20 protein-coding genes are annotated in these 23,068 nt (G+C 63.0%); 15 read left to right on the top strand and 5 right to left on the bottom strand.

Going from position 1 to position 23,068, the window contains the following annotated elements; all coding sequences use genetic code 11:
- Positions 1–5: 5 nt before the first annotated feature.
- Positions 6–1,004 carry an LLM class flavin-dependent oxidoreductase gene (locus tag BHD07_RS01435; RefSeq protein WP_100672976.1) on the bottom strand — a complete coding sequence of 333 codons (999 nt, stop codon included), beginning with the start codon at positions 1,002–1,004 and terminating at the stop codon, positions 6–8.
- Between the two features lie 168 nt (positions 1,005–1,172).
- Here BHD07_RS01435 and ruvC point away from each other — a divergent pair, with 168 nt between their 5' ends.
- The 4 genes from ruvC to BHD07_RS01455 all read left to right on the top strand — a co-directional run bounded on the left by ruvC (position 1,173) and on the right by BHD07_RS01455 (position 4,476).
- Positions 1,173–1,685: a crossover junction endodeoxyribonuclease RuvC gene (gene ruvC, locus BHD07_RS01440; protein WP_018096835.1), complete on the top strand. Its 513-nt coding sequence runs from the start codon at positions 1,173–1,175 to the stop codon at positions 1,683–1,685.
- Positions 1,686–1,741: 56 nt separating this feature from the next.
- Positions 1,742–2,359: a Holliday junction branch migration protein RuvA gene (gene ruvA, locus BHD07_RS01445; protein ID WP_003535964.1), complete on the top strand. Its 618-nt coding sequence runs from the start codon at positions 1,742–1,744 to the stop codon at positions 2,357–2,359.
- Between the two features lie 172 nt (positions 2,360–2,531).
- Positions 2,532–3,572, top strand: a complete 1,041-nt coding sequence (ruvB, locus tag BHD07_RS01450; RefSeq protein WP_100672977.1) for a Holliday junction branch migration DNA helicase RuvB — start codon at positions 2,532–2,534, stop codon at positions 3,570–3,572.
- Between the two features lies 1 nt (position 3,573).
- On the top strand, positions 3,574–4,476 hold the full coding sequence (locus BHD07_RS01455; RefSeq protein WP_100672978.1) for a metallophosphoesterase: 903 nt from the start codon (positions 3,574–3,576) through the stop codon (positions 4,474–4,476).
- Positions 4,477–4,504: 28 nt separating this feature from the next.
- On the opposite strand, the gene BHD07_RS01460 is transcribed toward BHD07_RS01455, so the two are convergent.
- From BHD07_RS01460 to BHD07_RS01470, 3 genes are read right to left on the bottom strand one after another with little or no spacing between them, the layout of a single operon-like run.
- Positions 4,505–5,398 (bottom strand): NAD-dependent epimerase/dehydratase family protein, encoded by an 894-nt coding sequence (locus BHD07_RS01460; protein ID WP_100672979.1) that lies wholly within the window; start codon positions 5,396–5,398, stop codon positions 4,505–4,507.
- Positions 5,395–6,273 carry a glycosyltransferase gene (locus BHD07_RS01465; protein ID WP_100672980.1) on the bottom strand — a complete coding sequence of 293 codons (879 nt, stop codon included), beginning with the start codon at positions 6,271–6,273 and terminating at the stop codon, positions 5,395–5,397. The genes BHD07_RS01460 and BHD07_RS01465 overlap by 4 nt, the downstream gene beginning before the upstream one ends.
- Positions 6,270–7,490: an NAD-dependent epimerase/dehydratase family protein gene (locus tag BHD07_RS01470; RefSeq protein WP_100672981.1), complete on the bottom strand. Its 1,221-nt coding sequence runs from the start codon at positions 7,488–7,490 to the stop codon at positions 6,270–6,272. The genes BHD07_RS01465 and BHD07_RS01470 overlap by 4 nt, the downstream gene beginning before the upstream one ends.
- Positions 7,491–7,617: 127 nt before the next feature.
- Here BHD07_RS01470 and ybgC point away from each other — a divergent pair, with 127 nt between their 5' ends.
- Entirely contained in the window at positions 7,618–8,073 is a 456-nt protein-coding gene (ybgC, locus tag BHD07_RS01475) for a tol-pal system-associated acyl-CoA thioesterase (RefSeq protein ID WP_100672982.1), read from the top strand.
- A gap of 9 nt (positions 8,074–8,082) precedes the next feature.
- On the opposite strand, the gene ligD is transcribed toward ybgC, so the two are convergent.
- Positions 8,083–10,680 carry a DNA ligase D gene (gene ligD / locus BHD07_RS01480; RefSeq protein WP_100672983.1) on the bottom strand — a complete coding sequence of 866 codons (2,598 nt, stop codon included), beginning with the start codon at positions 10,678–10,680 and terminating at the stop codon, positions 8,083–8,085.
- 349 nt (positions 10,681–11,029) lie between these two features.
- Here ligD and tolQ point away from each other — a divergent pair, with 349 nt between their 5' ends.
- The 10 genes from tolQ (at position 11,030) to BHD07_RS01530 (ending at position 22,815) form a co-directional block, all read left to right on the top strand.
- Positions 11,030–11,749: a protein TolQ gene (tolQ, locus tag BHD07_RS01485; RefSeq protein ID WP_003527594.1), complete on the top strand. Its 720-nt coding sequence runs from the start codon at positions 11,030–11,032 to the stop codon at positions 11,747–11,749.
- Between the two features lie 27 nt (positions 11,750–11,776).
- Positions 11,777–12,229 (top strand): protein TolR, encoded by a 453-nt coding sequence (tolR, locus tag BHD07_RS01490; RefSeq protein ID WP_100672984.1) that lies wholly within the window; start codon positions 11,777–11,779, stop codon positions 12,227–12,229.
- An 8-nt stretch (positions 12,230–12,237) separates the two neighbouring features.
- Complete coding sequence (locus tag BHD07_RS01495; protein WP_100672985.1) at positions 12,238–13,305, top strand: cell envelope integrity protein TolA; 1,068 nt, start codon at positions 12,238–12,240, stop codon at positions 13,303–13,305.
- A gap of 71 nt (positions 13,306–13,376) precedes the next feature.
- Entirely contained in the window at positions 13,377–14,687 is a 1,311-nt protein-coding gene (gene tolB, locus BHD07_RS01500) for a Tol-Pal system beta propeller repeat protein TolB (RefSeq protein WP_018096845.1), read from the top strand.
- A gap of 263 nt (positions 14,688–14,950) precedes the next feature.
- Entirely contained in the window at positions 14,951–15,481 is a 531-nt protein-coding gene (gene pal / locus BHD07_RS01505; RefSeq protein WP_018096846.1) for a peptidoglycan-associated lipoprotein Pal, read from the top strand.
- A gap of 190 nt (positions 15,482–15,671) precedes the next feature.
- Positions 15,672–16,709 (top strand): tol-pal system protein YbgF, encoded by a 1,038-nt coding sequence (ybgF, locus tag BHD07_RS01510; protein ID WP_100672986.1) that lies wholly within the window; start codon positions 15,672–15,674, stop codon positions 16,707–16,709.
- Positions 16,710–16,720: 11 nt separating this feature from the next.
- On the top strand, positions 16,721–18,085 hold the full coding sequence (gene tilS / locus BHD07_RS01515; RefSeq protein ID WP_100672987.1) for a tRNA lysidine(34) synthetase TilS: 1,365 nt from the start codon (positions 16,721–16,723) through the stop codon (positions 18,083–18,085).
- Between the two features lie 99 nt (positions 18,086–18,184).
- On the top strand, positions 18,185–20,122 hold the full coding sequence (gene ftsH / locus BHD07_RS01520; protein ID WP_100672988.1) for an ATP-dependent zinc metalloprotease FtsH: 1,938 nt from the start codon (positions 18,185–18,187) through the stop codon (positions 20,120–20,122).
- A gap of 293 nt (positions 20,123–20,415) precedes the next feature.
- Entirely contained in the window at positions 20,416–21,768 is a 1,353-nt protein-coding gene (gene glmM / locus BHD07_RS01525; protein ID WP_100673061.1) for a phosphoglucosamine mutase, read from the top strand.
- Between the two features lie 171 nt (positions 21,769–21,939).
- Positions 21,940–22,815, top strand: a complete 876-nt coding sequence (locus BHD07_RS01530; protein ID WP_198516772.1) for an outer membrane protein — start codon at positions 21,940–21,942, stop codon at positions 22,813–22,815.
- Positions 22,816–23,068: the final 253 nt, after the last annotated feature.

Here is a 23,068-nt window from a genome sequence, read left to right on the forward strand (position 1 = left end):
TCGCGTCAGGCGGCGGCGAGATCGCGTTGCGCTTGGGCAAACAGCTTCACCGACCGCAACCGCGCTTCCATGTCGAAGATCGGCATTGAGACGATCAGCTCGTCCGCCCGGGTGAGATCCACGAATGCCTCGATCTTTCGGCGGATCGTCTCGGGGCCGCCGACCACCGCGTAGCTCATTGCATGGTCGACGAAAATCTTCTCGTCCTGGCTCCAGAGGCCGTCCATCGATTTGACCGGCGGCGGGAAGCGCCCGCGGGCATTGCGGCGAAGCGCGACGAAGGATTGCTGCATGGAGGTGAAGAGGTGGTTCGCCTCATCGTCGGTGTCCGCGGCGACACCCATGACGCCCACCATGACATGCGGCTTGTCGAGCTGGGGCGACGGGGTGAAGCGCTCGCGATATATTTCGAGTGCGGAAAGCAGCATGTCCGGCGCAAAATGCGAGGCGAAGGCGAAGGGAAGGCCGAGCATGCCGGCGAGATGGGCGCTGAAATGGCTCGAACCGAGCAGCCAGATCGGCACGTTCGAATCCGCGCCCGGAACGGCGATGATCTTCTGGTCTTCGGTCGCCGGGCCGAGCAACGCCTGCAGTTCGACGACATCGTTGGGGAAGTTGTTGGCGCTCGCCTCCATGTTGCGGCGGAGCGCTTGCGCCGTTCTCATGTCCGTGCCGGGCGCGCGGCCGAGGCCGAGATCGATGCGGCCGGGGTAAAGCGCCGCAAGCGTGCCGAATTGCTCGGCTATGACGAGCGGTGAATGATTGGGCAGCATGATGCCGCCCGAGCCGACGCGGATCGTCCGCGTGGCCGAAGCCACATGCGAAATCACGAGAGACGTCGCGGCGCTGGCAATGCCTTTCATGCCATGGTGTTCGGCCAGCCAGAAGCGCTCATAGCCGTTCTCCTCCGCGGTGATTGCCAGCCGCCGCGAATTTTCGAGCGACTCTGCGATGCTGCCCCCTTCGGTGATGGGCGACAGGTCGAGAATGGAGAAGGGGATCATGGCGGGGCTTTCAATTAAGAGAAATTGATCTTCCGCAATGTAGGTTCAAGTTTCCTTACGCCAAGGGTGCACCGGCGCTTTTAGGCAAGGCGCGACCATTTCTGTGCAATGTTTTTGTTTTGTTCACTTTTTGCTGGCAGCGTCCCGCCGACCGAAATAGGGTGAAGCATGCAGACTACGATTCGCATCATCGGCATCGATCCGGGCTTGAGGCGCACCGGCTGGGGGGTCATCGAAACACTCGGCAATTCGCTGCGTTTCGTCGCTTCCGGCACCGTCACTTCCGATGGCGAGATGGACCTTGCCTCCCGCCTCTGCCAGTTGCATGACGGGCTTGCCGAGGTGGTGCACGGCTATCAGCCGCACGAGGCCGCTGTCGAACAGACCTTCGTCAACAAGGACGCGACGGCGACGCTGAAGCTCGGCCAGGCGCGCGGCATCGCCATGCTGGTGCCGGCCCGGGCGGGCTTGAGGGTCGCGGAATATGCGCCAAACGCCGTCAAGAAGGCCGTGATCGGCGTCGGCCACGGCGAAAAGCAGCAGATACACATGATGCTGAAGGTGCTGATGCCCAAGGCCGAGTTCAAAGGCAACGATGCCGCCGACGCGCTCGCCATCGCCATCTGCCACGCCCATAACAGGCAGGCGGTGACGAGCCGCCTTGCGGCGCTTGCGGGGTAGGCCGGGCAACGGCATTTCTTCAAAGACGACGGACCAACACCATCCAGAGAGACCAGATGATCGGCAAGCTCAAGGGCACGATAGACGAGATCGGCGAGGATCACGTGGTTCTCGACGTGCATGGGGTCGGGTATGTCGCCCATTGTTCGGCGCGTACGCTCGGAAAGCTCGGAAGCGCCGGAGAGGCGGCCGTTCTCTTCATCGAGACCTATGTGCGCGAGGATCAGCTGAAGCTGTTCGGGTTCTTGAGCGCGTTGGAGCGCGAATGGTTCCGCCTGCTTCAGAGCGTTCAGGGTGTGGGATCCAAGGTGGCGCTGGCGGTGCTCTCTACGCTGACCCCCGGGGAACTCGCCAACGCGATCGCCTTGCAGGACAAGACGTCGATCTCGCGCGCGCCGGGCGTGGGTCCGAAAGTTGCCGTGCGTATCGTCACCGAACTCAAGAACAAGGCTCCGGCCTTTGCCGGCGAGATGGCACCGTCGATCGGCCTGAAGCAGGAGCTCGGCGAAGGCGTTGCCGCGGCGCCGGTTGCGGACGCGGTCTCGGCGCTCACCAATCTCGGCTATTCGCGAGACCAGGCGGCCAACGCCGTTGCGGCTGCGCTGAAAAACGGCGGGGAGGGCGGCGACAGCGCCAAGCTGATCCGCCTCGGCTTGAAGGAGCTGTCGCGGTGAGGAAGCGGCGAGCCTTCCTGCGGCCACAAAAGCATTGGAGTAGAGGGACGCTGGCCGTTCTCGCTGGATTGATCCGGGCGCCGCTATTATGGTTGAGCGCGGCAGCGACGGTGACCGCGCCTCAACGCCGGTGCCCCTATGGCCGCGGACAGCCCGAAACGGAAGCAATGACATGAGCGAAGCCGCACGTCTGATCGCGCCGGAAAAGCGAGGCGAAGACCTCGATGCGACCATGCGCCCGCAGACGCTCGACGACTTCACCGGCCAGGCGGAAGCGCGCGCCAATCTGAAGATTTTTATCGAGGCGGCGCGCAATCGCGGCGAAGCGCTCGACCACGTACTCTTCGTCGGCCCGCCCGGGCTCGGCAAGACGACGCTGGCGCAGATCATGGCGAAGGAGCTCGGCGTCAATTTTCGCTCGACTTCCGGGCCGGTGATCGCCAAGGCCGGTGACCTTGCGGCGCTGCTCACCAACCTCGAAGAGCGCGACGTGCTCTTCATCGATGAAATCCACCGCCTCAATCCGGCCGTCGAGGAAATCCTCTATCCGGCCATGGAGGATTTCCAGCTCGACCTCATCATCGGCGAGGGGCCGGCGGCCCGTTCGGTGAAGATCGATCTCGCGAAGTTCACCCTGGTGGCGGCGACGACGCGCCTCGGACTGCTGACGACGCCGCTGCGCGATCGCTTCGGCATCCCCGTGCGGCTCAATTTCTATACGGTCGAGGAGTTGGAGCTGATCGTCCGGCGTGGCGCGCGGCTGATGGGTCTCGGCATGACCGACGAAGGCGCGCGCGAGATTGCCCGCCGTGCGCGCGGCACGCCTCGCATTGCCGGCCGTCTCCTGCGCCGGGTGCGCGACTTCGCCGAAGTCGCACGGGCGGAGGCCGTGACGCGGAAGATTGCCGACGAGGCGCTGACCCGGCTGCTCGTCGACAGCATGGGTCTCGACCAGCTCGACCGGCGGTATCTGACGATGATCGCCCAGAATTTCGGCGGGGGGCCGGTGGGGATCGAGACCATCGCCGCCGGGCTTTCCGAGCCGCGCGACGCGATCGAAGACATCATCGAGCCCTATCTGATCCAGCAGGGCTTCATCCAGCGCACGCCGCGTGGTCGCGTGCTCACGGCGAATGCCTGGAAGCATCTCGGCCTCAATCCGCCACGGGATGTCGAGGCAAGCCAATTCCGGCTGACGCTCGAGGACGATTGAAATGATCACCCGGCGGGGCTTCATGAAGGTCCTCGGCGGTGGATTGGCGAGCGCCGTGGCCCTCGGCAGCTACGCCTTCGCCATCGAACCGCTTGCGCGTCTGAGGGTGGCCCGCTACGCCGTGACGCCACCGGGCTGGACGCCCGGCCTTAAGCTCCGCCTGGTCGCGCTCGCGGATATTCACGCCTGCGAACCCTGGATGTCTGCGCGCCGCATCACATCCATCTGCGAGCGCGCCAACGACCTCGGCGGCGACGTGACAGTCCTTCTCGGCGACTACGCTTCCGGCATGAATCTCGTGACGCGGTATGTCCATGCGAGCGAGTGGTCGAAGGCGCTTGCCACGCTCACGGCGCCCCTTGGCGTCCATGCGATCATGGGAAATCATGATTGGTGGGAAGACATGACGGCCCAGAAGAACGGCGGCGGCGATACCTTCGGCCATCGGGCATTGGCCGGGGTCGGCATTCAGGTGCACAGCAATCGCGCGGTCCGCCTTGAGAAGAGCGGCTTCCCTTTCTGGCTCGCAGGGCTCGAGGACCAGCTTGCGCTCCTGCCGGGACGGAAATGGAAACGCGCGTGGATGGCTGGGCTCGACGATCTCGATGGCACGCTTGCACAGGTGACGGACGAGGCGCCAGTGATCCTGCTCGCGCACGAGCCGGACATTTTTCCGAAGGTGCCCTCGCGGGTCGCATTGACGCTGTCCGGTCACACCCATGGCGGACAGGTGCGCTTTGCCGGCCACTCGCCCGTCGTGCCGTCGCGTTTCGGTGACCGGTACGCCTATGGTCATATCGTCGAGCATGATCGCAACCTCATCGTCTCGGGCGGCCTTGGCTGCTCCATCGCGCCGATCCGTTTCGGCGTGCCGCCGGAGATTGTGGTCGTCGATCTCGGATGAGTGGAAATCGCCCCCATCCGCCTGCCGGTCACCGTCTCCCCGCAAGTTCCCGGATCGTCGCAGCCAGTCTTTCCCTTCCGCCCGGCATCCAGCCGAGAGCGCGCAGCTTCTCCGTCGACATCGTCTTGAATTCGGCGGCTTCCGCTGCCGGCGGCAGCGGGTGCGGACAGCCGGTTGCGGCCTGGAGAAAGGAAAGAATCTCGCGGTTGTCGGTCAGCACGTCGGAGACGTTGAACACCTGACCGGATATTCTCGCCGGTTCGGTCTCGAGCATGAGGCGGACGGCCTGGGCGACATCGTCGCCATGGACTTCCGTGCCGATGCGCCCTGGTACCGGCCGGCCGGCAATGTAATCGGAAAAGAGATCGCTCCACTTGTGTTCTCGTCCCGAGCCGGCGGGACCATAGACACCGGTGACTCGCAGGCTCGTCGTGACGAAACTGTGGTCGGTCATCGATTTCAAAGCGTTCTCGGTGGCGAGCTTTACCTGTCCGTAGAGCGTGTCCGGAGCGGCAGGTGAGGTCTCTGCGACAAGGGGCGGCGCCGTGTCGCCGTAAACCGCGCGGCTCGACAGGAAAACGCAGCGGCGTACGCCGGCGGCGCGCGCTTCCTCGAAAAGGCGAACGGAGCCGTCGAGATTGGCGCGGCGGAAACCCCGGGGGTCATCACCCTCGCCTCCGCGATATCTGCCCTCGACATGCTCGAAGGCGGCATGGACGAAATAATAGATATCGCCGAACGCGCCGGCCTGGTCCGCATCCGCATCGAGACACAGAGGCACATGGGACACCCGTTGCGAATACAAGCCAGCAGGGGGCGGAGAGCGCCCGCCGACCGTGACTTCATAACCGTTTGCCAGCAGGTGCTCGACGATGAAGCGGCCGACGAATCCGGTGCCGCCGGAGACGAGAACGCGGGTCATGGCGACGTCGGACCCGCCTGCGGCGGATTGGCAAGACCGGCAATATCCGGAATTTGATTGCCGGTCAGATAGGCGTGCCAGAGATCGATCAGCGGGCGCAGCACGTCCGCGCGCGGATGATCCTTCTCCCACGGCTTTTCATACTGGTAGTGAAGCACCCCGATCGAGCGCCAGTCCCAAAGCCCAGGCAGGTTGAACCACACATATTGCAGCATGTTCATCGTCACCGGCAGTCCATGCCAATCGGGGAAGAAGCTTTGCAGAAAGGTCTGGTCCGTGCGCGGCCAGAAGGCGTCCGGCGCATCGAGGGCCGCGAGCATCTTCTCGAAGGTCGCGACGGCCGGCTCGGCGACGAAGACGCCGGAGTTCAGGCGGTGGAAGTCCGCGAGACTCTCATAGACGTTCGGCGCCGCGGCAAATTCCGGATAGAGAAACAGCTTGTCGATGTTGCGCAACACGATCGCGTCGGCATCGATGAAGATGCAGCGTTCGTATTCCACGAGTTGCCACAGCCTTATCTTGCAGAAATTGTCGAGCGGCGAATGGAAATCGGGCTTGCGACCTTTGGTGAAGGGTGCCTGCTCATGCACGTTGCGGCGTTGATGCCGGGCGTTGAATTCGTCCGAGAGCGGCAGCAGATCGGTTTGGATCAGGCGGCAGTCGAATTCGCGCAGCGGCTCGAGAGCGGCGGCATCCACCCCTCCGGTGTGGAGCACGACGATATCGGCGGGCGTGCGGGTGAGGCGGATCGATCTGAGCAGGGCCCGCGCACCGAGCGCGTAGTCGCTATTGGTGACGAGCGTCACGAAAGCGTGGCGCGCAGTCACCGTAGAGGAGGGGCTGAGCCCCTCCGGACTGGCGAAGACGCGGCTCATGAAACGGATTTCAGCCGCTTGCCCTCCGGATCGTGGTTGATCAAGGGGGCGATGTCCTTCGTCCAGGCGGAAATGGCCGGCACGCGCGAGCGATCGACGCGATAGGCGAATTTCTTCGCCACATCGACGATCTCCGAAAGCAGTCCGTCTTCGAGCCGAACCGGATTGAGGCCGAGCGCGAGGAATTTCTCGTTCTGCACCACGAGCTCGTTCTCGGCCGCTTCCTTGCGCGGATTGGGAAGCCAGGCGATTTTCGCGCCGGTCATGCGTGCGACCATCTCGGCGAGATCGCGGATGCGATGCGTTTCCGTCATCTGGTTGAATATCTCGACACGGCTGCCGCGCGCCGGCGGGTTCTTGAGCGCGAGTTCGATGCAGCGCACCGAGTCCTGAATATGGATGAAGGCACGCGTCTGGCCCCCGGTTCCGTGAACCGTCAGCGGATAGTCGATTGCTGCCTGGATCAGGAAACGGTTGAGGACGGTTCCGTAATCGCCGTCGTAGTCGAAGCGGTTGATGAGCTGCTGATGACGCCGCGTCTGTTCCGTATGCGTGCCCCAGACGATGCCCTGATGCAGATCGGTGATCCTGAGGCCGTCATTCTTCGCATAAAACTGGAAGAGCAGCTGATCCAGGCACTTGGTCATGTGATAGACGGAGCCCGGGTTGGAAGGATAGAGGATTTCCTGGTTCACCGTCTCTCCGCCCATGGTCTCGATGCCGACGGGCAGGTAGCCTTCAGGGATCGCGGCCCCGATCGTGGAATAGCCGTAAACGCCCATCGTACCGAGATGCACGAGATGCGCATCGAGGTCGAGTTCGACCAGTGCATTGAGGAGGTTGTGGGTCGCGTTGACGTTGTTGTTGACCGTGTAATTCTTGTGCCTGTCGCTCTTCATCGAATAGGGAGCGGCCCGCTGCTCGGCGAAGTGGACCACCGCATCGGGCCGATGCTCCGCCAGCCAATTCTTCAGGAGTTCGTAGTCGCGGGCGAGATCGATCAGATTGAAGTGGATACGCCGGCCGGTTTCGGCGTGCCAGATCCGCGTGCGCTCCTGGATGGAATCCATCGGCGTCAGAGATTGCACGCCGAGTTCCGTGTCGATCCAGCGGCGGGAGAGATTGTCGAGGATGTGAACGTCGTGGCCCGCATCGGACAAATGCAGGGCGGTGGGCCAGCCGACGAAACCATCACCGCCGAGGACTGCGATCTTCATGCACGATTCTCCTGCTCGGGAAGAGGACAGGGTCCTGATAGGATAGGATTGTGACAAAGCTGCAGTGCTTGCAAATGTCTTTTTGTTCCTCCACAGGAAAACGCGAAAAATCCTCCCGGAGAATGCCATGTCACTGATTTCGCTTGCCGGCGAGCTGACCGAGACCGGCCACCGACTGATCCAGCGGGTCTATTACGAGGACACCGATTTTTCCGGCGTCGTCTACCATGCGCGCTATCTGCATTTCATGGAGCGCGCCCGGACCGACTATCTGCGGCTTCTCGGCGTCGAGCAGGCGTCGCTGGCGATCGAAGGCGACGTGGAAGGCCTCGTCTTCGTCGTCCATCGTATGGAAATCGACTTCAAGGCGCCGGCGCGCATGGACGACGTCCTGACCATCGAGACCGCGACCGAAAAGGCCGGCGGCGCAAAAATGATCCTGCAGCAGCAGATCAGGCGCGGCGACGCACTGCTGATCGCGGCCAAGGTAATCATTGCGGTCATCAACGGTCAGGGGCGGCCGAGGCGTCTGCCGGAGGCACTGGCAACGAAATTCCTTGCTGCGCAGGCGGCTTCCGGGTGAGCGGCCGGCTCACTCGACCGAGTTCAATATCTTCTTCGTCAGCGACTGACTGATCTTGCCGATCTCCCGCCACGGATCGGTTCCGGATTCTATCCGCTCGACAATGTCCGGAATGTGAAACCCGTTGGCGGCCTCGAGCCCTTGGAGTTCGTCCCAGCCGACCGGAGTGGCCACCGGTCCGCCGGAGCGCGCGCGGGTGGAATAGGGTGCGATCGCCGTGGCGCCGCGATCGTTTCTCAGCCAGTCTATGAAAATCCTTCCCTTGCGCTTCGCCTTCGACATGGTGGCGACGAAATTATCCGGATCGCGCTCGGCAATAGATCGCGCGAGCGCTTTGGCGAAGCCTTTGGCCTCCTCCCATTCGGCATGGGGGCGGAGCGGAACGATGACGTGGACGCCCTTGCCGCCGGTCACCATGGGCACTGTCTTCAGGCCGATCTCGGCGAGCTCGTCGCGAAGCTTGACGGCTGCCGCCTTGACCGTCTCGAAGTCGACGCTCGGATCGGGGTCGAGATCGAAGACCAGACGGTCGGGTTTCTCCAGTCGATCGATGCCTGAACCCCAGATGTGAAACTCGAGCGTTCCCATCTGCACGGCGGCGACGAGGCCCTTGGCATCGTGGATGTACATATAGTTCTCGGTGTCGCCCGATGACTCGGTGATCGGCACTTCCCGGATCGCCTCGGGGAAGCCGTCGCTCGCGTGTTTCTGAAAGAAGCAGTGCCGATCGCCGCCCTGCGGGCAGCGCACCAGCGAAACGGGGTGATCGGCGGCAAAGGGGAGCATCCTCTCGGCGACGACGGCATAATAGCGGGCGAGATCGATCTTGGTGATGCCCTGGCCTTCGAAGAGCACCCGGTCCGGATGCGAGATGCGGATACCGAGGACATCGCCGTCTCCTTGCACAGCCGGCGTCTTGCGCGGCTTGGCCGAGGTTTTGCTTTTGGCGGTCTCCGGCTCCGCTTCCGCCGGCTTCGCTGTCTCCAGTTTCACGGCCCTGGCCTCCTTGTCCTCGCGCAATCCCTCGAATGAACCGTGGCGGACATGTCCGTCAGCCGTGAACTCGGCGAAATCCACCTCCGCCACCAGGTCCGGCTCAAGCCATACCGAATTTCGCATTCTCTCTCGCGGCACGCTGTCGAAGGGCGACGTGTCGCGTCTGCGCTTCGCGAAGGCCGCAGCGAGTTCCTTCATCGTCTTCCCGTTGAATCCGGTGCCGACGCCGCCACGGTAGATCAGCTTCCGGCCTTCGAACGTCCCGACAAGAAGCGAGGCAAAGGCACGTCCTTTCTTCGAAGATGGGGTATAGCCACCGATGACGAACTCCTGGCGCTTCGTGCATTTCACCTTCAGCCAGCTTCGGCTGCGCCCGCTGCGATAGGGGGCATCCGCCTCCTTGGCGATTATACCCTCCTGGCCTGCCTTGCATATCGCGGAAAGCACGTGCTCGCCATTGCCGCGGACATGCTCGCTGAATTGTATGGTCGAGGTGGTGCCGAGCGTTTGGAGCAGCGCTTCGAGCCGTTCCTTGCGTTCCACGAGCGGCTTACGGCTCAAATCCTTGCCGTCGAGCTCGATGAGGTCGAAAGCGTAAAGCCGTGTGCTGGCCCCCGTTCTAAGCGCTTTCTGCAAGGCCGAGAACGTCGATCCGCCTTCCGACAGCGCCACCACTTCGCCATCGATGAGGGCCGACCGGCAGTCGAGTTCGGCAAGGGCCGCGGCAATTGCCGGGAACTTCTCGGTCCAGTCGAGGCCGTTGCGCGTGTAGCAGCGCACGGTGCCGGCGCCGACGGCGCAGACAAGACGGTAGCCGTCGAACTTGGCTTCGTTCAGCCATGCATCGCCGGCAGGCACCTTGGTCACCAGAGTCGCCAACTGCGGTGCCTTGAAGGCGGGCAGCTTACCGGAGGCTTTTCGCGTGACAGGCTTGGCCGCATTGCCGGTTTCGGCGATCGCGCCGGCCTTGAGATTGGCCGCGATGCTCTCGTTGGAATGCCAGACCCGTGCCTGCTTCTCGCCTTTGCCGTTGGCGATCTCCTCCATTGTCCGGCCGGTGACGATGCTGGTGATGTTCTCGTTGATCAGGCTCTCGCCGTCTTCGGAGGCGATCTCGTCCTTTTCCTTGACGAGCAGCCAGTTCTCGCGCTTTTCGCCTTCGCGCGGCCGCATGCGCACCAGGGCCCAGCCGCCCTTCATTCGGCTGCCATGCAGCTTGAAGGAGATCTTGCCCTTCTTCAAGGCTTTCGACGGGTCATCCTCCGGCTCCCACCAGCCGGTATCCCAGAGCATCACGGTACCGCCGCCGTACTCTCCCTTCGGTATCGTTCCTTCGAAATCGCCATAGGCAAGCGGGTGGTCTTCGGTGCGCACGGCCAGGCGCTTGTCTTCGGGGTTGAGGCTCGGGCCGCGGGTCACCGCCCAGCTCTTCAGCACGCCCTCCCATTCCAGGCGGAAGTCGTAATGCAGGCGGGTCGCAGCGTGCTTCTGGACCAGAAACCGCATCCTGTCGTCCCCGCTGCGCCGCGCGACCGCACCCTTGGGTTCGCTGGTCCGCGTGAAATCGCGGCGCCGGTTATATTCGGAAAGCGGTTGATTGCGAGCGGCCATGGATCGTCAGCCCGATTTCGGCTGGAAGGCTGTATGTTTCGGGGGCCAGGGGCTCATGGCACCGAAACGTGCGACCCGGTGCGAAGTTCCGTATCGCTCAAGCTCAGTCGAACTGCGCGCGCGGTAATACTCCCTTAACCATAATGGTGTCTTAATCCGTGTATCAGGATTTGTGCAGTGCACGTCATCCTTTGACCAAAATTGACGGCAAGAAGGCAGGCTGACGCGAGTAGATCGCAATGCCGCGATCGGTGGCAATACCGGGGCATTCCTGCTGCAGGACGTTTGGGCGACCCGGTCTCGAGCATGAGTTGCTCTGCCGGGTGTTTGGATTCGGGGACTGAAATCGATGGAACAGGTTGGATTGGCCGCGACGAGCGACGTGACCCTCTGGTCGCTCTTCATGCAAGCGGGCTTGGTCGTGAAGCTGGTCATGCTGGGGCTCATCGCCGCCTCGGTCTGGACCTGGGCGATCGTCGTCGACAAGAGCCTCAATTACGGGCGCGTCCGCCGGCAGCTCGACAATTTCGAGCAGGTATTCTGGTCGGGTCAATCGCTGGAGGAGCTCTATCGTACCCTCTCGGACAGGCAGACGAGCGGAATGGGCGCGATCTTCGTTTCGGCCATGCGCGAATGGAAGAAAAGCTTCGAGCGCGGCGCGCGCGCGCCGATCGGCCTGCAGATGCGTATCGACCGCGCCATGGACGTGACGCTCGCCCGGGAATCCGAAGCGCTCGAGGCAAGGCTCGGCTCGCTGGCGACGATCGGCTCGGCTGCACCCTTCATCGGCCTTTTCGGTACCGTCGTCGGTATCATGACCTCGTTCCAGGCCATCGCCGGTTCCAAATCCACCAACCTCGCCGTCGTAGCGCCCGGTATCGCCGAAGCGCTGCTGGCGACCGCCATCGGTCTGCTCGCCGCTATTCCTGCCGTTATCGCCTACAACAAGTTCACCGCGGATGCCGGCAAGCTGACGGCACGCATGGAAGCCTTTGCCGACGAGTTCTCCGCCATCCTGTCGCGGCAGATCGACGAGAAGCTGCAGCCTTCTCGTCAGGCCGCGCAATAACGACCTCAAAGCACGGAGACTACGCTGATGGGTATGGCAGCTGGCGGAGCCAAGGGGTCGGGCGGCGGGCGCCGCCGCCGTGGCGGCAGAAGAAGCGCGATCAGCGAGATCAACGTCACGCCGCTCGTCGACGTCATGCTGGTTCTCCTCATCATCTTCATGGTGGCCGCGCCGATGATGACGGTCGGCGTGCCGATCGATCTGCCGGAAACGCAGGCGAAGGCCATGAACGCCGATACCCAGCCGATCACCGTTTCGGTCAACCCGGCGGGCGAGATCTTCCTGCAGGAGACTCCGATCGCGATCGACGAGGTCGTGCCGAAGCTCGAGGCGATTGCCACGACCGGCTACAATGAGCGCATCTATGTGCGCGGCGACACCAGTGCCGATTACGGCACCGTGATGAAGGTGATGGCACGCATCTCCGCGGCAGGCTTCAAGAACCTGGGTCTCGTAACGCTTCAAGAACAAGAGAAGTGATCGTCCGAATGAAGGGCAGTATCGCTACATCTGCTGTCCTCCACGCTCTGGTTCTCACCTGGGCGCTGGTGTCGCTTGGCAGCCCGGCCGATTTCGAGGTCGCGGATGTCGAGGCGCTGCCGGTCGACATCGTGCCGGTCGAGTCGATCACGCAGATCCAGCAGGGCGACAAGAAGGCTCCGGCCAAGGAAAAGGCATCGCCCGTTCCGACCAAGAAGCCGACGCCTGTCGAAAACGCCGAGAATGTCGGCGAGAACGACGTCGACCTGAAGACGCCGCCCACGCCCAATGTCAAGCCGGTCGAAAACGAGTCGGCCGCAGCGCCGCAGAAGACCGAAAAGGCACCGCCGACACCCGATCCGGTGAAGGAAGCGATCGAGAACGTCGAGGAGAAGCCGGCGGCCGAGCCGGCCACGGAAGTGGCGGCACTCCCCGAACCCAAACAGGAAGTAAAGCCGGACACGAAGCCGGAACCGGCACCGGCGGAAGAACAGCCTGCGGAAAATCCCGAGGCCGAGGCTCTGCCGGACAGGGTGCCGACGCCGCAGTCGAAGCCCAAGGTCGAAAAGCCCGCGCAGACGGCCAAGACGCCCGAACGCAAGAAGGACGAAGCCAAGAAGGAGCAGAAGAAGGCGTCCTCCCAGAAGGAGAGCGACTTCAATGCCGACGAGATCGCGGCGCTGCTCAACAAGCAGGAATCCTCCGGCGGCGGCGCCAAGCGCTCGACCGAGGAGGCGGCCCTCGGCGGCAAGAAGACGACGAGCGGCAATACGCTTTCGCAGAGCGAAATGGACGCGCTTCGCGGCCAGATCCAGAACAACTGGTCGATCATTCCCGGCATGGCCGACGCGGCGGATGTCCGCATCAAGGTAACGATGCGGCTCGACCCGAACGGCGACCTGATCGGCGAACCGGAAGTGGAAGCCAGCGGCGGCTCGGATGCGGCGCGGCGGGCACTCATGGGTGGTGCACGCCGGGCCATCCTGAAGTCTGCTCCCTTCAAGGGGTTGCCGGCCGACAAATACGATTCGTGGAGCGAGGTCGTGGTCAACTTCGACCCGAGCTCGATGCTCTAGACAGGTTGGGCTGGTTGTGGGCGGATCATTGCGCCTCATCCTGCTCGGAACACGAAAGGCTGAAAGGCTTTATGGAAATGCTGAGACGCAATTTTTTCCGCCTCCTGATGGTGCTGGTCGCCGGCTGCGGGCTCATTGCCTCGCCGGCAAATGCGCTCGTCGAGATCAACATCAACAAGGGTAACGTCGAGCCGCTGCCGATCGCGATCACGGACTTCCTGCAGGGCGATCTCGCCCGGAAGATCTCCGACGTCGTTGCCGCAGACCTGAAGCGCTCCGGGCTCTTCGCGCCGATCGACAAGGGCGCCTTCATCGAGAAGATCTCCAATCCCGATGCCGCGCCGCGTTTCGAGGACTGGAAAGTGATCAACGCGCAGGCGCTCGTCATCGGCCGCGTCACGCAGGAAGGCGACGGCAGGCTGAAGGCGGAGTTCCGCCTCTGGGATACCTTTGCCGGCCAGCAGATGCTCGGTCAGCAGTTCTACACCCAGCCGGAGAACTGGCGCCGGGTCGCCCACATCATCGCCGACGCGATCTATGAGAGGATCACCGGCGAGAAGGGCTATTTCGACACGCGCATCGTTTACGTCGCCGAAAGCGGGCCGAAGAACGCGCGCAAGCGCCAACTTGCCATCATGGACCAGGACGGGGCCAATTCCCGGGCGCTCACCAATGCCAACGACATCGTGCTGACGCCGCGCTTCTCGCCGAACCGTCAGGAAATCACCTATATGTCGTTCGAGAACCAGCAGCCGCGCGTCTATCTGCTGCAGCTCGAAACGGGGCAGCGCGAGGTGGTCGGCAATTTCCCGGGCATGACCTTCGCCCCGCGTTTCTCCCCGGATGGCCAGCGGGTGATCATGAGCCTGCAGCAGGAAGGCAACGCCAACATCTATACGATGGATCTGCGCTCGCGCACGACGACGCGGCTCACCAATACCGCGGCGATCGACACCTCTCCTTCCTATTCGCCGGACGGCAGCCGGATCGTCTTCGAAAGCGACCGCGGCGGCAGGCAGCAGCTCTACGTCATGGGCGCCGACGGCTCCGGCCAGACGCGCATTTCCTTCGGCGACGGCTCCTATTCGACGCCCGTCTGGTCTCCACGCGGCGACCTCATCGCCTTCACCAAGCAGTCCGGGGGCAAGTTCTCGATCGGCGTCATGAAGCCGGACGGTTCGGGCGAACGCATTCTCACCACCGGCTTCCACAATGAAGGCCCGACCTGGGCGCCGAACGGCCGCGTTCTCATGTTCTTCCGCCAGAACGCCGGTGCGGGCGGTCCGCAGCTCTATTCGATCGATCTGACGGGCTACAATGAACAGCTCGTCCAGACGCAGGGCTTCGCCTCGGACCCGGCCTGGTCGCCGCTGATGGAATAGGGCCGCCGGCAGGCCCGATCGAGAGAATTGATGAGATTCAAAGATTTCGGGCCGATACGGCCCGAAATTCTTCGTGATCGCGCGTCCACAGTTATGGCAGGGAATGAGGCGAATGTGCCGCTTTCTCGCCGCAAAGTGCTGGTGTAGCAGGCGCCCCGACGCACATTGTCGATTTGTTAACCATATCCGTTGAAAAGCAATTAACCGCTTCCGGTTACAGTCTGGCAACCGTGAATTTGACACTTCTCAAGGAGACCCGGCCCATGAGCCGAATTGACACCCCGGCAGCAAGCCGCATGCAGACCATCGCCCGCAATCCGGTCATGATCGCGCTCGTCATGACGCTTGCCCTTGCTGGCTGCGCTTCCAAGAAGAACCTGCCGAACGATGCTGCCGGCCTCGGACTCGGCGCAGGCGCGGCGACCCCGGGCTCACAGCAGGACTTCACCGTGAACGTCGGCGACCGCATCTTCTTCGATACCGACTCGACATCGATCCGAGCCGACGCACAGGCGACGCTCGACCGCCAGGCGCAGTGGCTGGCAAAATATCCGAACTACGCAATCACCATCGAAGGCCATGCCGACGAGCGCGGCACCCGCGAATACAACCTCGCGCTCGGCGCCCGCCGCGCTGCCGCGACCCGCGACTATCTCGTCAGCCGCGGCGTCCCTGGAAACCGCATGCGCACGATCTCCTACGGCAAGGAAAAGCCGGTCGCCGTTTGCGACGACATCTCCTGCTGGTCGCAGAACCGCCGTGCCGTTACCGTTCTCGGCGGCGCCGGCAGCTGATTATTCGGCATCGGGGGGATTCGAGGGGCGGCCTGCGGGCCGCCCTTTCTTTTTTACCACACTTTGGCCGAACTCCGTTGCTTTTTCACGGGAGTTGGAAAACTGTGCGGCACCCCACCTCGGATTCGACGAATGTACTGCGCAAGGCGATTCAGGGGCGGGAGAATCGGTTACGAACAGGACAAATGAAATGAAGAAATTTGTCGTGGCAGGACTGCTTGGCCTCGTGACCCTTGCGGGTCTCGGCTCTACAGCAGATGCCATGCCGCTTTCCGGGCTCTTTGCCCGTACGACGCAGACCGATGCCGGCAGCAAGGGCAACCTTCCGGTAATGAAGGTGCAGTCATCCGATATCGCACGGGTCGGTCAACTCGAGGAACAGATCCGCTCTCTCAACGGGCGTATCGAGGAAATGAGCTTCCAGCTCCTGCAGATGCAGGAGCAGATCCGGAAGTTCCAGGAGGACAACGAGTTCCGCTTCCAGGACCTGGAAAACGGCAGGTCCTCCTCCAAGAAGAGCGGCGCGCTTGAAACGCCGAAATCGAATGATCAGGCGTCCGTCACCCCCGGGGTGACGGATAGCCGGCCCTCGGGCGCTCCGGCTGCCGGCGGCGCCGATAGGGCGGGTGTCGATCCCAGCGGGCCAGGCGCAGCGCCTGCGCCGACGACGCTGGGTCAGATCATCTTCGACGAGAACGGCAATCCCGTCTCTGCAACGGCGGGCGTTGAGCCCGGGGCCAACGCGACTCTGCCCGGCGTCGACACAGGACTTGCGACCCAGGGCGGCGGCCTCAACGACAATCCGGGAAGCGTGTCGGACAGCGGACAGGCGACCGCGTCTCTCAGCGATCCGGGCGATCTCTACCAAGCAGGCTACAGCCACGTGCTTTCCGGTGATTACAGCATCGCGGAGCAGGAATTCCGCGATTATCTCGATGCCTTTCCAAGCGGCGACAAGGCGGCGGATGCGAGCTTCTGGATGGGCGAGGCACAGTATTCGCAAGGCAAGTACAGCGAGGCGGCCAAGACCTTCCTCAACGCGCATCAGAGCCACGGCAAGTCACCGAAGGCTCCGGAAATGCTCTTGAAGCTCGGCATGTCCCTCGGCGCACTCGACAACAAGGAGACCGCCTGCGCCACGCTGCGCGAGGTCAACAAGCGCTATCCGAAAGCATCACCCGCCGTGAAGGCGAAGGTGGCGAGCGAGCAGAGCCGTTTCGGCTGCTGAGGCGGGCCAAGATGCCCCATGCCGTCCTCGATACGGCCCGAAATTTTCTCCGATCCTTTATCAGGCCCTGCAGGATTCTGGTTGCCGTCTCCGGTGGCAGCGACTCGATGGGGTTGCTTGTAGCCCTGCATGCGGCGATCGCCGCAGATGAGCGCCGTGGATTTTCCCTTGCCGCCTGCACTGTCGACCATGCGCTGAGGCCGCAGTCGGCTCGCGAAGCAGAAGATGTGGCGGCTTTTTGTGCCGCGCTCGGTATTGCCCACCGCGTGTACCGCTGGGAGGGCGCGAAGCCGTCGACCGGCATTCAGGCGGCGGCTCGAAACAAACGCTACGAATTGCTGGCCGAGGCCGCGGGGGCGCTTGGCGCCGATTGCATCGCGACCGGTCATACGCGCGACGACCAGCAGGAGACCGTCGCCATGCGCGTTGCCCGCGGCAGAAGCGATGGTGCTGGAGACGGGGGGCAGGGCGAAGGGCATGGCGCCGCCGGCATGGCCGCGGCCATGTTGTACGGACGGCGGATCTGGGTGTTGCGGCCGTTTCTCGGCTTGGCGCGCGCCGACATCCGCAGCTTTCTCCAGGCATGCGGCGTCTCCTGGATCGACGATCCGAGCAATGCCAACCCCGCCTTCGAGCGGGTCCGGGTGCGTGCCCGGATAGCGACATCCCAGGGGATGCCGACGCCCTTGTGCAACGGGCGCCAGCGCGCCGCCTCTTCCGCCAGAGCCGCCGCCCTGATCGAGAAGCGCATCCGCGTTCACGAGGCGCTCGTCGCGGAGATTTCGGCACGGCATGCCGGGGAGATCGACGATGCGGACTGGCGCCGTGCGCTCCTGACGGTCGCGTCGGTTCTCGGCGGGCGCGACCACATGCCCGCTCGCGCCACGGTGCAGCGGCTTTCGCAGTTCCTGCGATCGGGTGAGCCTGGCCGCATGACGGCGGGACGGGTCGTCTTCGACCGGCGGGCATGCGGTCTCTATCTCTATCGAGAGGCACGCAATCTGCCGGGGCTCGCCGTCGGACCGGGCGGGCAGGGCATTTGGGATGGGCGGTTCACGGTAAAGAGCGGCGGGTCAGCGGTTACGGTCGCCGCGGACGCTTCGGGGAGGCTGTGGACTCAGAGGCTTATTGACGCAGGGCTGCCGACGGGGATTGCCAAGCGCGGATCCACGGTGGCACCAGAAATCGCGTCGGCGGACGGCGCGGGGCTCGCCTTCGGCGAGGCTCCGGCGAAAGTCGAGTACCACATCCCGCTTTACGACACCTTTTTGCCGGGTTTCGACAGGATCATGGCGGATGCGGTCGCCGTGTCGTTTGGGCGTGATCGATACCCCGCGCCGCCGGTGCACGATGTTTTGATAGAAATGGAAACGTAACCGGCGGTTTTCCTTGGCAAGGTCACCCCGGACACCTATGTTAGGACCAACAATACAGTCCGGCGAATGCGCGGGCTGCGACAGGTTCCGGGGAGTTCGATGAACCCTAATTTTCGAAATTTTGCCCTTTGGGCAATCATAGCGCTTCTCCTGATAGCGCTATTCAGCATGTTCCAGCAGCCGACCGAACGAGCAGGCTCGCGTGAAATTCCATTCTCGCAGTTCCTCAAGGACGTAGACGCGAGCCGCGTGAAGGACGTGGTGATCACCGGTTCGAAGGTGATCGGCAGCTACACCGAAAGCGGGGCGACTTTCCAGACCTATGCGCCCGCCGTCGACACGGCGCTGACGGAGCGGCTGGAAGCCAAGGACGTCACGGTCACGGTTCGGCCGGAGACGGACGGCTCGTCGGGCTTCCTCAGCTATATCGGAACGCTGTTGCCGATGCTCCTGATCCTCGGCGTCTGGCTGTTCTTCATGCGGCAGATGCAAGGTGGCTCGCGCGGCGCGATGGGTTTCGGAAAGTCCAAGGCAAAGCTTTTGACGGAAGCGCATGGCCGCGTGACCTTCGACGACGTCGCTGGTGTCGACGAGGCCAAGCAGGATCTCGAGGAAATAGTCGAATTCCTGCGCGACCCGCAGAAGTTCCAGCGCCTCGGTGGCCGCATCCCGCGCGGCGTGCTGCTGGTCGGACCACCCGGCACCGGTAAGACGCTGCTTGCCCGCTCGGTCGCCGGCGAGGCGAACGTCCCCTTCTTCACGATTTCGGGTTCGGACTTCGTCGAAATGTTCGTGGGTGTCGGCGCATCGCGCGTCCGCGACATGTTCGAGCAGGCGAAGAAGAACGCCCCCTGCATCATCTTCATCGACGAAATCGATGCGGTCGGCCGCCATCGCGGCGCCGGTCTCGGCGGCGGCAACGACGAGCGCGAGCAGACGCTGAACCAACTGCTGGTAGAGATGGACGGCTTCGAGGCGAACGAGGGCATCATCCTCATCGCAGCCACGAACCGGCCGGACGTGCTCGACCCGGCGCTTCTGCGTCCGGGCCGCTTCGACCGCCAGGTCGTCGTACCGAACCCGGACATCAACGGCCGCGAGCGGATCCTGAAAGTGCATGTCCGCAACGTGCCGCTCGCACCGAACGTGGACCTCAAGGTGCTGGCGCGCGGCACGCCGGGCTTCTCGGGCGCCGATCTCATGAATCTCGTCAACGAGGCTGCGCTGATGGCGGCGCGGCGCAACAAGCGCCTCGTTACCATGCAGGAGTTCGAGGACGCCAAGGACAAGATCATGATGGGCGCCGAGCGCCGCTCTTCGGCCATGACCGAAGCCGAGAAGAAGCTGACCGCCTATCACGAGGCGGGCCATGCGATCCTCGCGCTCAACGTGCCCTCGGCCGATCCGTTGCACAAGGCGACGATCATTCCCCGCGGCCGTGCGCTCGGCATGGTGATGCAGCTTCCCGAGGGCGACCGCTACTCGATGAGCTACAAGTGGATGATCTCGCGCCTCGCGATCATGATGGGCGGACGCGTTGCCGAGGAACTGACCTTCGGCAAGGAGAACATCACCTCCGGCGCATCCTCCGATATCGAGCAGGCGACGAAGCTTGCCCGGGCGATGGTGACGCAGTGGGGCTTCTCCGACCAGCTCGGTCAGGTCGCCTATGGCGAGAATCAGCAGGAGGTTTTCCTCGGCCATTCCGTCGCGCAGCAGAAGAACGTTTCGGAATCGACCGCCCAGAAAATCGACAACGAAATCCGCCGGCTGATCGACGAGGCCTATGAGACGGCGCGCCGCATCCTCATCGAAAAGAACCATGAATTCGTGGCTCTCGCGGAAGGATTGCTCGAATACGAGACGCTGACCGGCGACGAGATCAAGGCTCTGATCCGCGGCGAGAAGCCGGCGCGCGATCTCGGGGACGACACACCACCGCATCGCGGCTCTGCAGTGCCTTCAGCCGGCACGAAGAAGGAAGCCGGCACCAAGGGCGAGGAGCCCGAAGGTGGGTTCGAACCGCAGCCGCAATAGGTTCCCACACATGCGCAAATCCAATGCCGCCGCTCCGGAAGGAGCGGCGGCATTTTTGGATGCTCGCGTTTCAGTGCAACAGTGGTGCGCCCAAGCGTTGCTCAGGGAAAGATCCGGTTGTAACGCGCTGTAATGATTTCTGATGTTATGATCGGTGCCGTATATTGCGGTTTTATGGCAAATATGGCGCAGATTTGCGGGCGGGTCGCGGAACTATGAAAACCAAGAGCGGAACACGCAGGCGCACGCGGCCGGCACAAGAGGCGACGCCGAAGCAGGACAATGGAGTTTTTATGAAGCGCAGATATTTCGGCACCGACGGCATTCGCGGCCAGTCCAATATATTTCCGATGACGCCGGACCTCGCCATGCGGGTCGGCATTGCAGTAGGAACGATTTTCAGAAACGGCGCTCACCGCCACCGGGTGGTGATCGGCAAGGACACGCGCCTGTCCGGCTACATGCTCGAGAACGCGATGGTCGCGGGCTTCACGGCAGCGGGGCTCGACGTCTTTCTGCTCGGCCCGATCCCGACGCCCGGCGTTGCCATGCTGACACGGTCGCTGAGGGCCGATATCGGCGTGATGATCTCCGCCTCGCACAATGCGTTCCGCGACAACGGCATCAAGCTCTTCGGGCCCGATGGCTACAAGCTCTCGGATGACATCGAACAAAAGATCGAAGAACTGTTGGAGCAGGATATGTCCGGGCAGCTGGCCAAGCCGGAGGATATCGGCCGGGCCAAGCGCGTCGACGGTGACATCTACCGGTATATCGAGCAAGCCAAGCGGACGCTGCCGCGCGACGTCACGCTGAAAGGTCTTCGGATCGCCATCGATTGCGCAAACGGTGCCGCCTACAAGGTCGCGCCCTCCGCCCTTTGGGAACTGGGCGCCGAAGTCGTTACGATCGGAACCGAACCGAACGGCGTCAACATCAACCTTGAGTGCGGATCGACGCATCCGGCGGCGCTTCAGAAGAAGGTGCACGAGGTGAGGGCGGATATCGGCATCGCGCTCGACGGAGACGCCGACCGTGTTCTGATCGTCGACGAGGAGGGGGCGGTCATCGACGGCGACCAACTCATGGCGGTCATCGCCGACAGCTGGGCGGCAGATGGCATGCTCAAGGGCGGCGGCATTGCCGCGACCGTCATGTCGAATCTCGGCCTCGAACGCTACCTTCAGGCGCGCCGGCTCAAGCTCCACCGCACCAAGGTGGGCGATCGCTACGTCGTCGAGCAGATGCGTCAGGACGGCCTGAACGTCGGTGGCGAACAATCGGGCCACATCGTACTTTCCGATTTCGGCACCACCGGCGACGGCCTCGTCGCGGCGCTGCAGATCCTCGCGGTCGTAAAGCGCCAGGGCAAGACTGTGAGCGAAATCTGCCGTCGTTTCGAGCCCGTGCCGCAGGTCCTGAAGAACGTTCGCGTTGCGGCCGGCAAGCCCCTGGAGGATGCCGGCGTGCAGCAGGCGATCGCCGATGCGGAGGCGCAGCTCGCCAAGAACGGGCGGCTGCTCATCCGGCCCTCCGGCACCGAACCGCTGATCCGCGTCATGGCGGAGGGCGACGACCGCGGTCAGGTCGAGCGCATCGTCGACGAACTCGTCAACGTGATCGGCGGCGTGCGCAACGCTGCCTGATTAGAAATAGCCGCTGCCCCTCATCCGCAGGCGGATGTGGGGCAATCGCTGTACGTAAATATACCGACCGAATACTTCCAAAAGTTAATATTCAAGGTAAATTTTTGTAGTTAATCAGGGATTAACCTTTCCCCTTCATCATGCGTCGAAGCATACAAAACGGCTGCGACTATGATCCGTCAGCCGTTCAAGAATACACTAATGTATTGGGGTTGGGGCATGAAGAAGATTTTTAGGGGCGTTGCTGCGGCTCTGCTGAGCGGCACGCCGGTTTATGCAGCGGACGTCTATCAGCCGCCCGTAGAAGCACCGTTCGTCGAGCAGCCGGTGGAGGTGGTCGAAGCCAGCGGCTGGTATTTGCGCGGCGACGTCGGTTACGCGTGGAACGATTTGCGCGGTGCCCACTATTTCCAGGGCTCGAACAGCAATCTGGTCGATTTCGACCGCGCCGATGTGGATGATTCCTACGTCCTTGGCGGCGGTGTCGGATACCAGATCAACAGCTATCTGCGTGCCGACGTCACGCTCGACTATCTCGGCGAGTCCGACTTTAACGGCTCTACCAGCGGCGGTTGCGGGGTTGCCGTCAACTGCGTCTCGAACGATGTCGCATCGATGTCCGCCTGGAGCCTGCTGGCCAATGCCTATGTGGACCTCGGGACCTACGGTGCCTTCACGCCCTATGTCGGTGCCGGTATCGGTGGCACCCGGGTAAAGTGGGGAACCCTGCGCAACACGAGTTGCGACGTTACGGATCCCGGCAACTGCGACCCGACGATCGAGCACAAGGGCGAAAGCGATTGGCGCTTCACCTATGCGCTGATGGCCGGTACCGCCGTGGATCTCACCTGCAATCTCAAGGCCGATGTCGGCTATCGCTTCCGTCATATCAACGGCGGCAACATGTTCGGCTACAATCTCAACAGCGGCCCGGCCTACGACAAGGACATCTATGTGCACGAGGCGCGCGCCGGCCTGCGCTATTCCTTCGGCAACAATTGCGAAGCGGCCTATGTGCCGCCGGCCGAGCCGATCGTATATAAGTGATCCGGGCTAAGGCCTGTTGAGATTCGGGCCACCGCCGCCGCTTGTTTGATCGCCTCATCCCTGTGACAAGCACAGGGACGAGGCAGAGGCCAGATTGCAGTCCTGCGAAAAGTTCCCTACAGCGCCGCGCGTCTTATGAGACGCGCGAATGGCGCTGTAGCCCTTTGAGCTGCTGCATGTTTTTGTCCATTGACCGCTTTCCATGTTCCTAAGAGACATGGTTAACCCGTAGTTAACCCGTGCCTGCAATAGT

It is taken from the genome of Sinorhizobium sp. KGO-5, assembly GCF_036245905.1.
GTDB classification, from domain to species: domain Bacteria; phylum Pseudomonadota; class Alphaproteobacteria; order Rhizobiales; family Rhizobiaceae; genus Sinorhizobium; species Sinorhizobium meliloti_A.

Coding starts and splice junctions, on each gene's coding strand:
- BHD07_RS01460 (WP_100672979.1), bottom strand. CDS start 5,398: ATGACCCGCGTTCTCGTCTCCGGCGGCACCGGATTCGTCGGCCGCTTC.
- ligD (WP_100672983.1), bottom strand. CDS start 10,680: ATGGCCGCTCGCAATCAACCGCTTTCCGAATATAACCGGCGCCGCGAT.
- tilS (WP_100672987.1), top strand. CDS start 16,721: ATGCCCCATGCCGTCCTCGATACGGCCCGAAATTTTCTCCGATCCTTT.
- ybgF (WP_100672986.1), top strand. CDS start 15,672: ATGAAGAAATTTGTCGTGGCAGGACTGCTTGGCCTCGTGACCCTTGCG.
- BHD07_RS01470 (WP_100672981.1), bottom strand. CDS start 7,490: ATGAAGATCGCAGTCCTCGGCGGTGATGGTTTCGTCGGCTGGCCCACC.
- BHD07_RS01530 (WP_198516772.1), top strand. CDS start 21,940: ATGATCCGTCAGCCGTTCAAGAATACACTAATGTATTGGGGTTGGGGC.
- glmM (WP_100673061.1), top strand. CDS start 20,416: ATGAAGCGCAGATATTTCGGCACCGACGGCATTCGCGGCCAGTCCAAT.
- tolR (WP_100672984.1), top strand. CDS start 11,777: ATGGGTATGGCAGCTGGCGGAGCCAAGGGGTCGGGCGGCGGGCGCCGC.
- tolQ (WP_003527594.1), top strand. CDS start 11,030: ATGGAACAGGTTGGATTGGCCGCGACGAGCGACGTGACCCTCTGGTCG.
- pal (WP_018096846.1), top strand. CDS start 14,951: ATGAGCCGAATTGACACCCCGGCAGCAAGCCGCATGCAGACCATCGCC.
- ruvA (WP_003535964.1), top strand. CDS start 1,742: ATGATCGGCAAGCTCAAGGGCACGATAGACGAGATCGGCGAGGATCAC.
- ybgC (WP_100672982.1), top strand. CDS start 7,618: ATGTCACTGATTTCGCTTGCCGGCGAGCTGACCGAGACCGGCCACCGA.
- BHD07_RS01455 (WP_100672978.1), top strand. CDS start 3,574: ATGATCACCCGGCGGGGCTTCATGAAGGTCCTCGGCGGTGGATTGGCG.
- ftsH (WP_100672988.1), top strand. CDS start 18,185: ATGAACCCTAATTTTCGAAATTTTGCCCTTTGGGCAATCATAGCGCTT.
- ruvB (WP_100672977.1), top strand. CDS start 2,532: ATGAGCGAAGCCGCACGTCTGATCGCGCCGGAAAAGCGAGGCGAAGAC.
- BHD07_RS01495 (WP_100672985.1), top strand. CDS start 12,238: ATGAAGGGCAGTATCGCTACATCTGCTGTCCTCCACGCTCTGGTTCTC.
- BHD07_RS01465 (WP_100672980.1), bottom strand. CDS start 6,273: ATGAGCCGCGTCTTCGCCAGTCCGGAGGGGCTCAGCCCCTCCTCTACG.
- BHD07_RS01435 (WP_100672976.1), bottom strand. CDS start 1,004: ATGATCCCCTTCTCCATTCTCGACCTGTCGCCCATCACCGAAGGGGGC.
- ruvC (WP_018096835.1), top strand. CDS start 1,173: ATGCAGACTACGATTCGCATCATCGGCATCGATCCGGGCTTGAGGCGC.
- tolB (WP_018096845.1), top strand. CDS start 13,377: ATGGAAATGCTGAGACGCAATTTTTTCCGCCTCCTGATGGTGCTGGTC.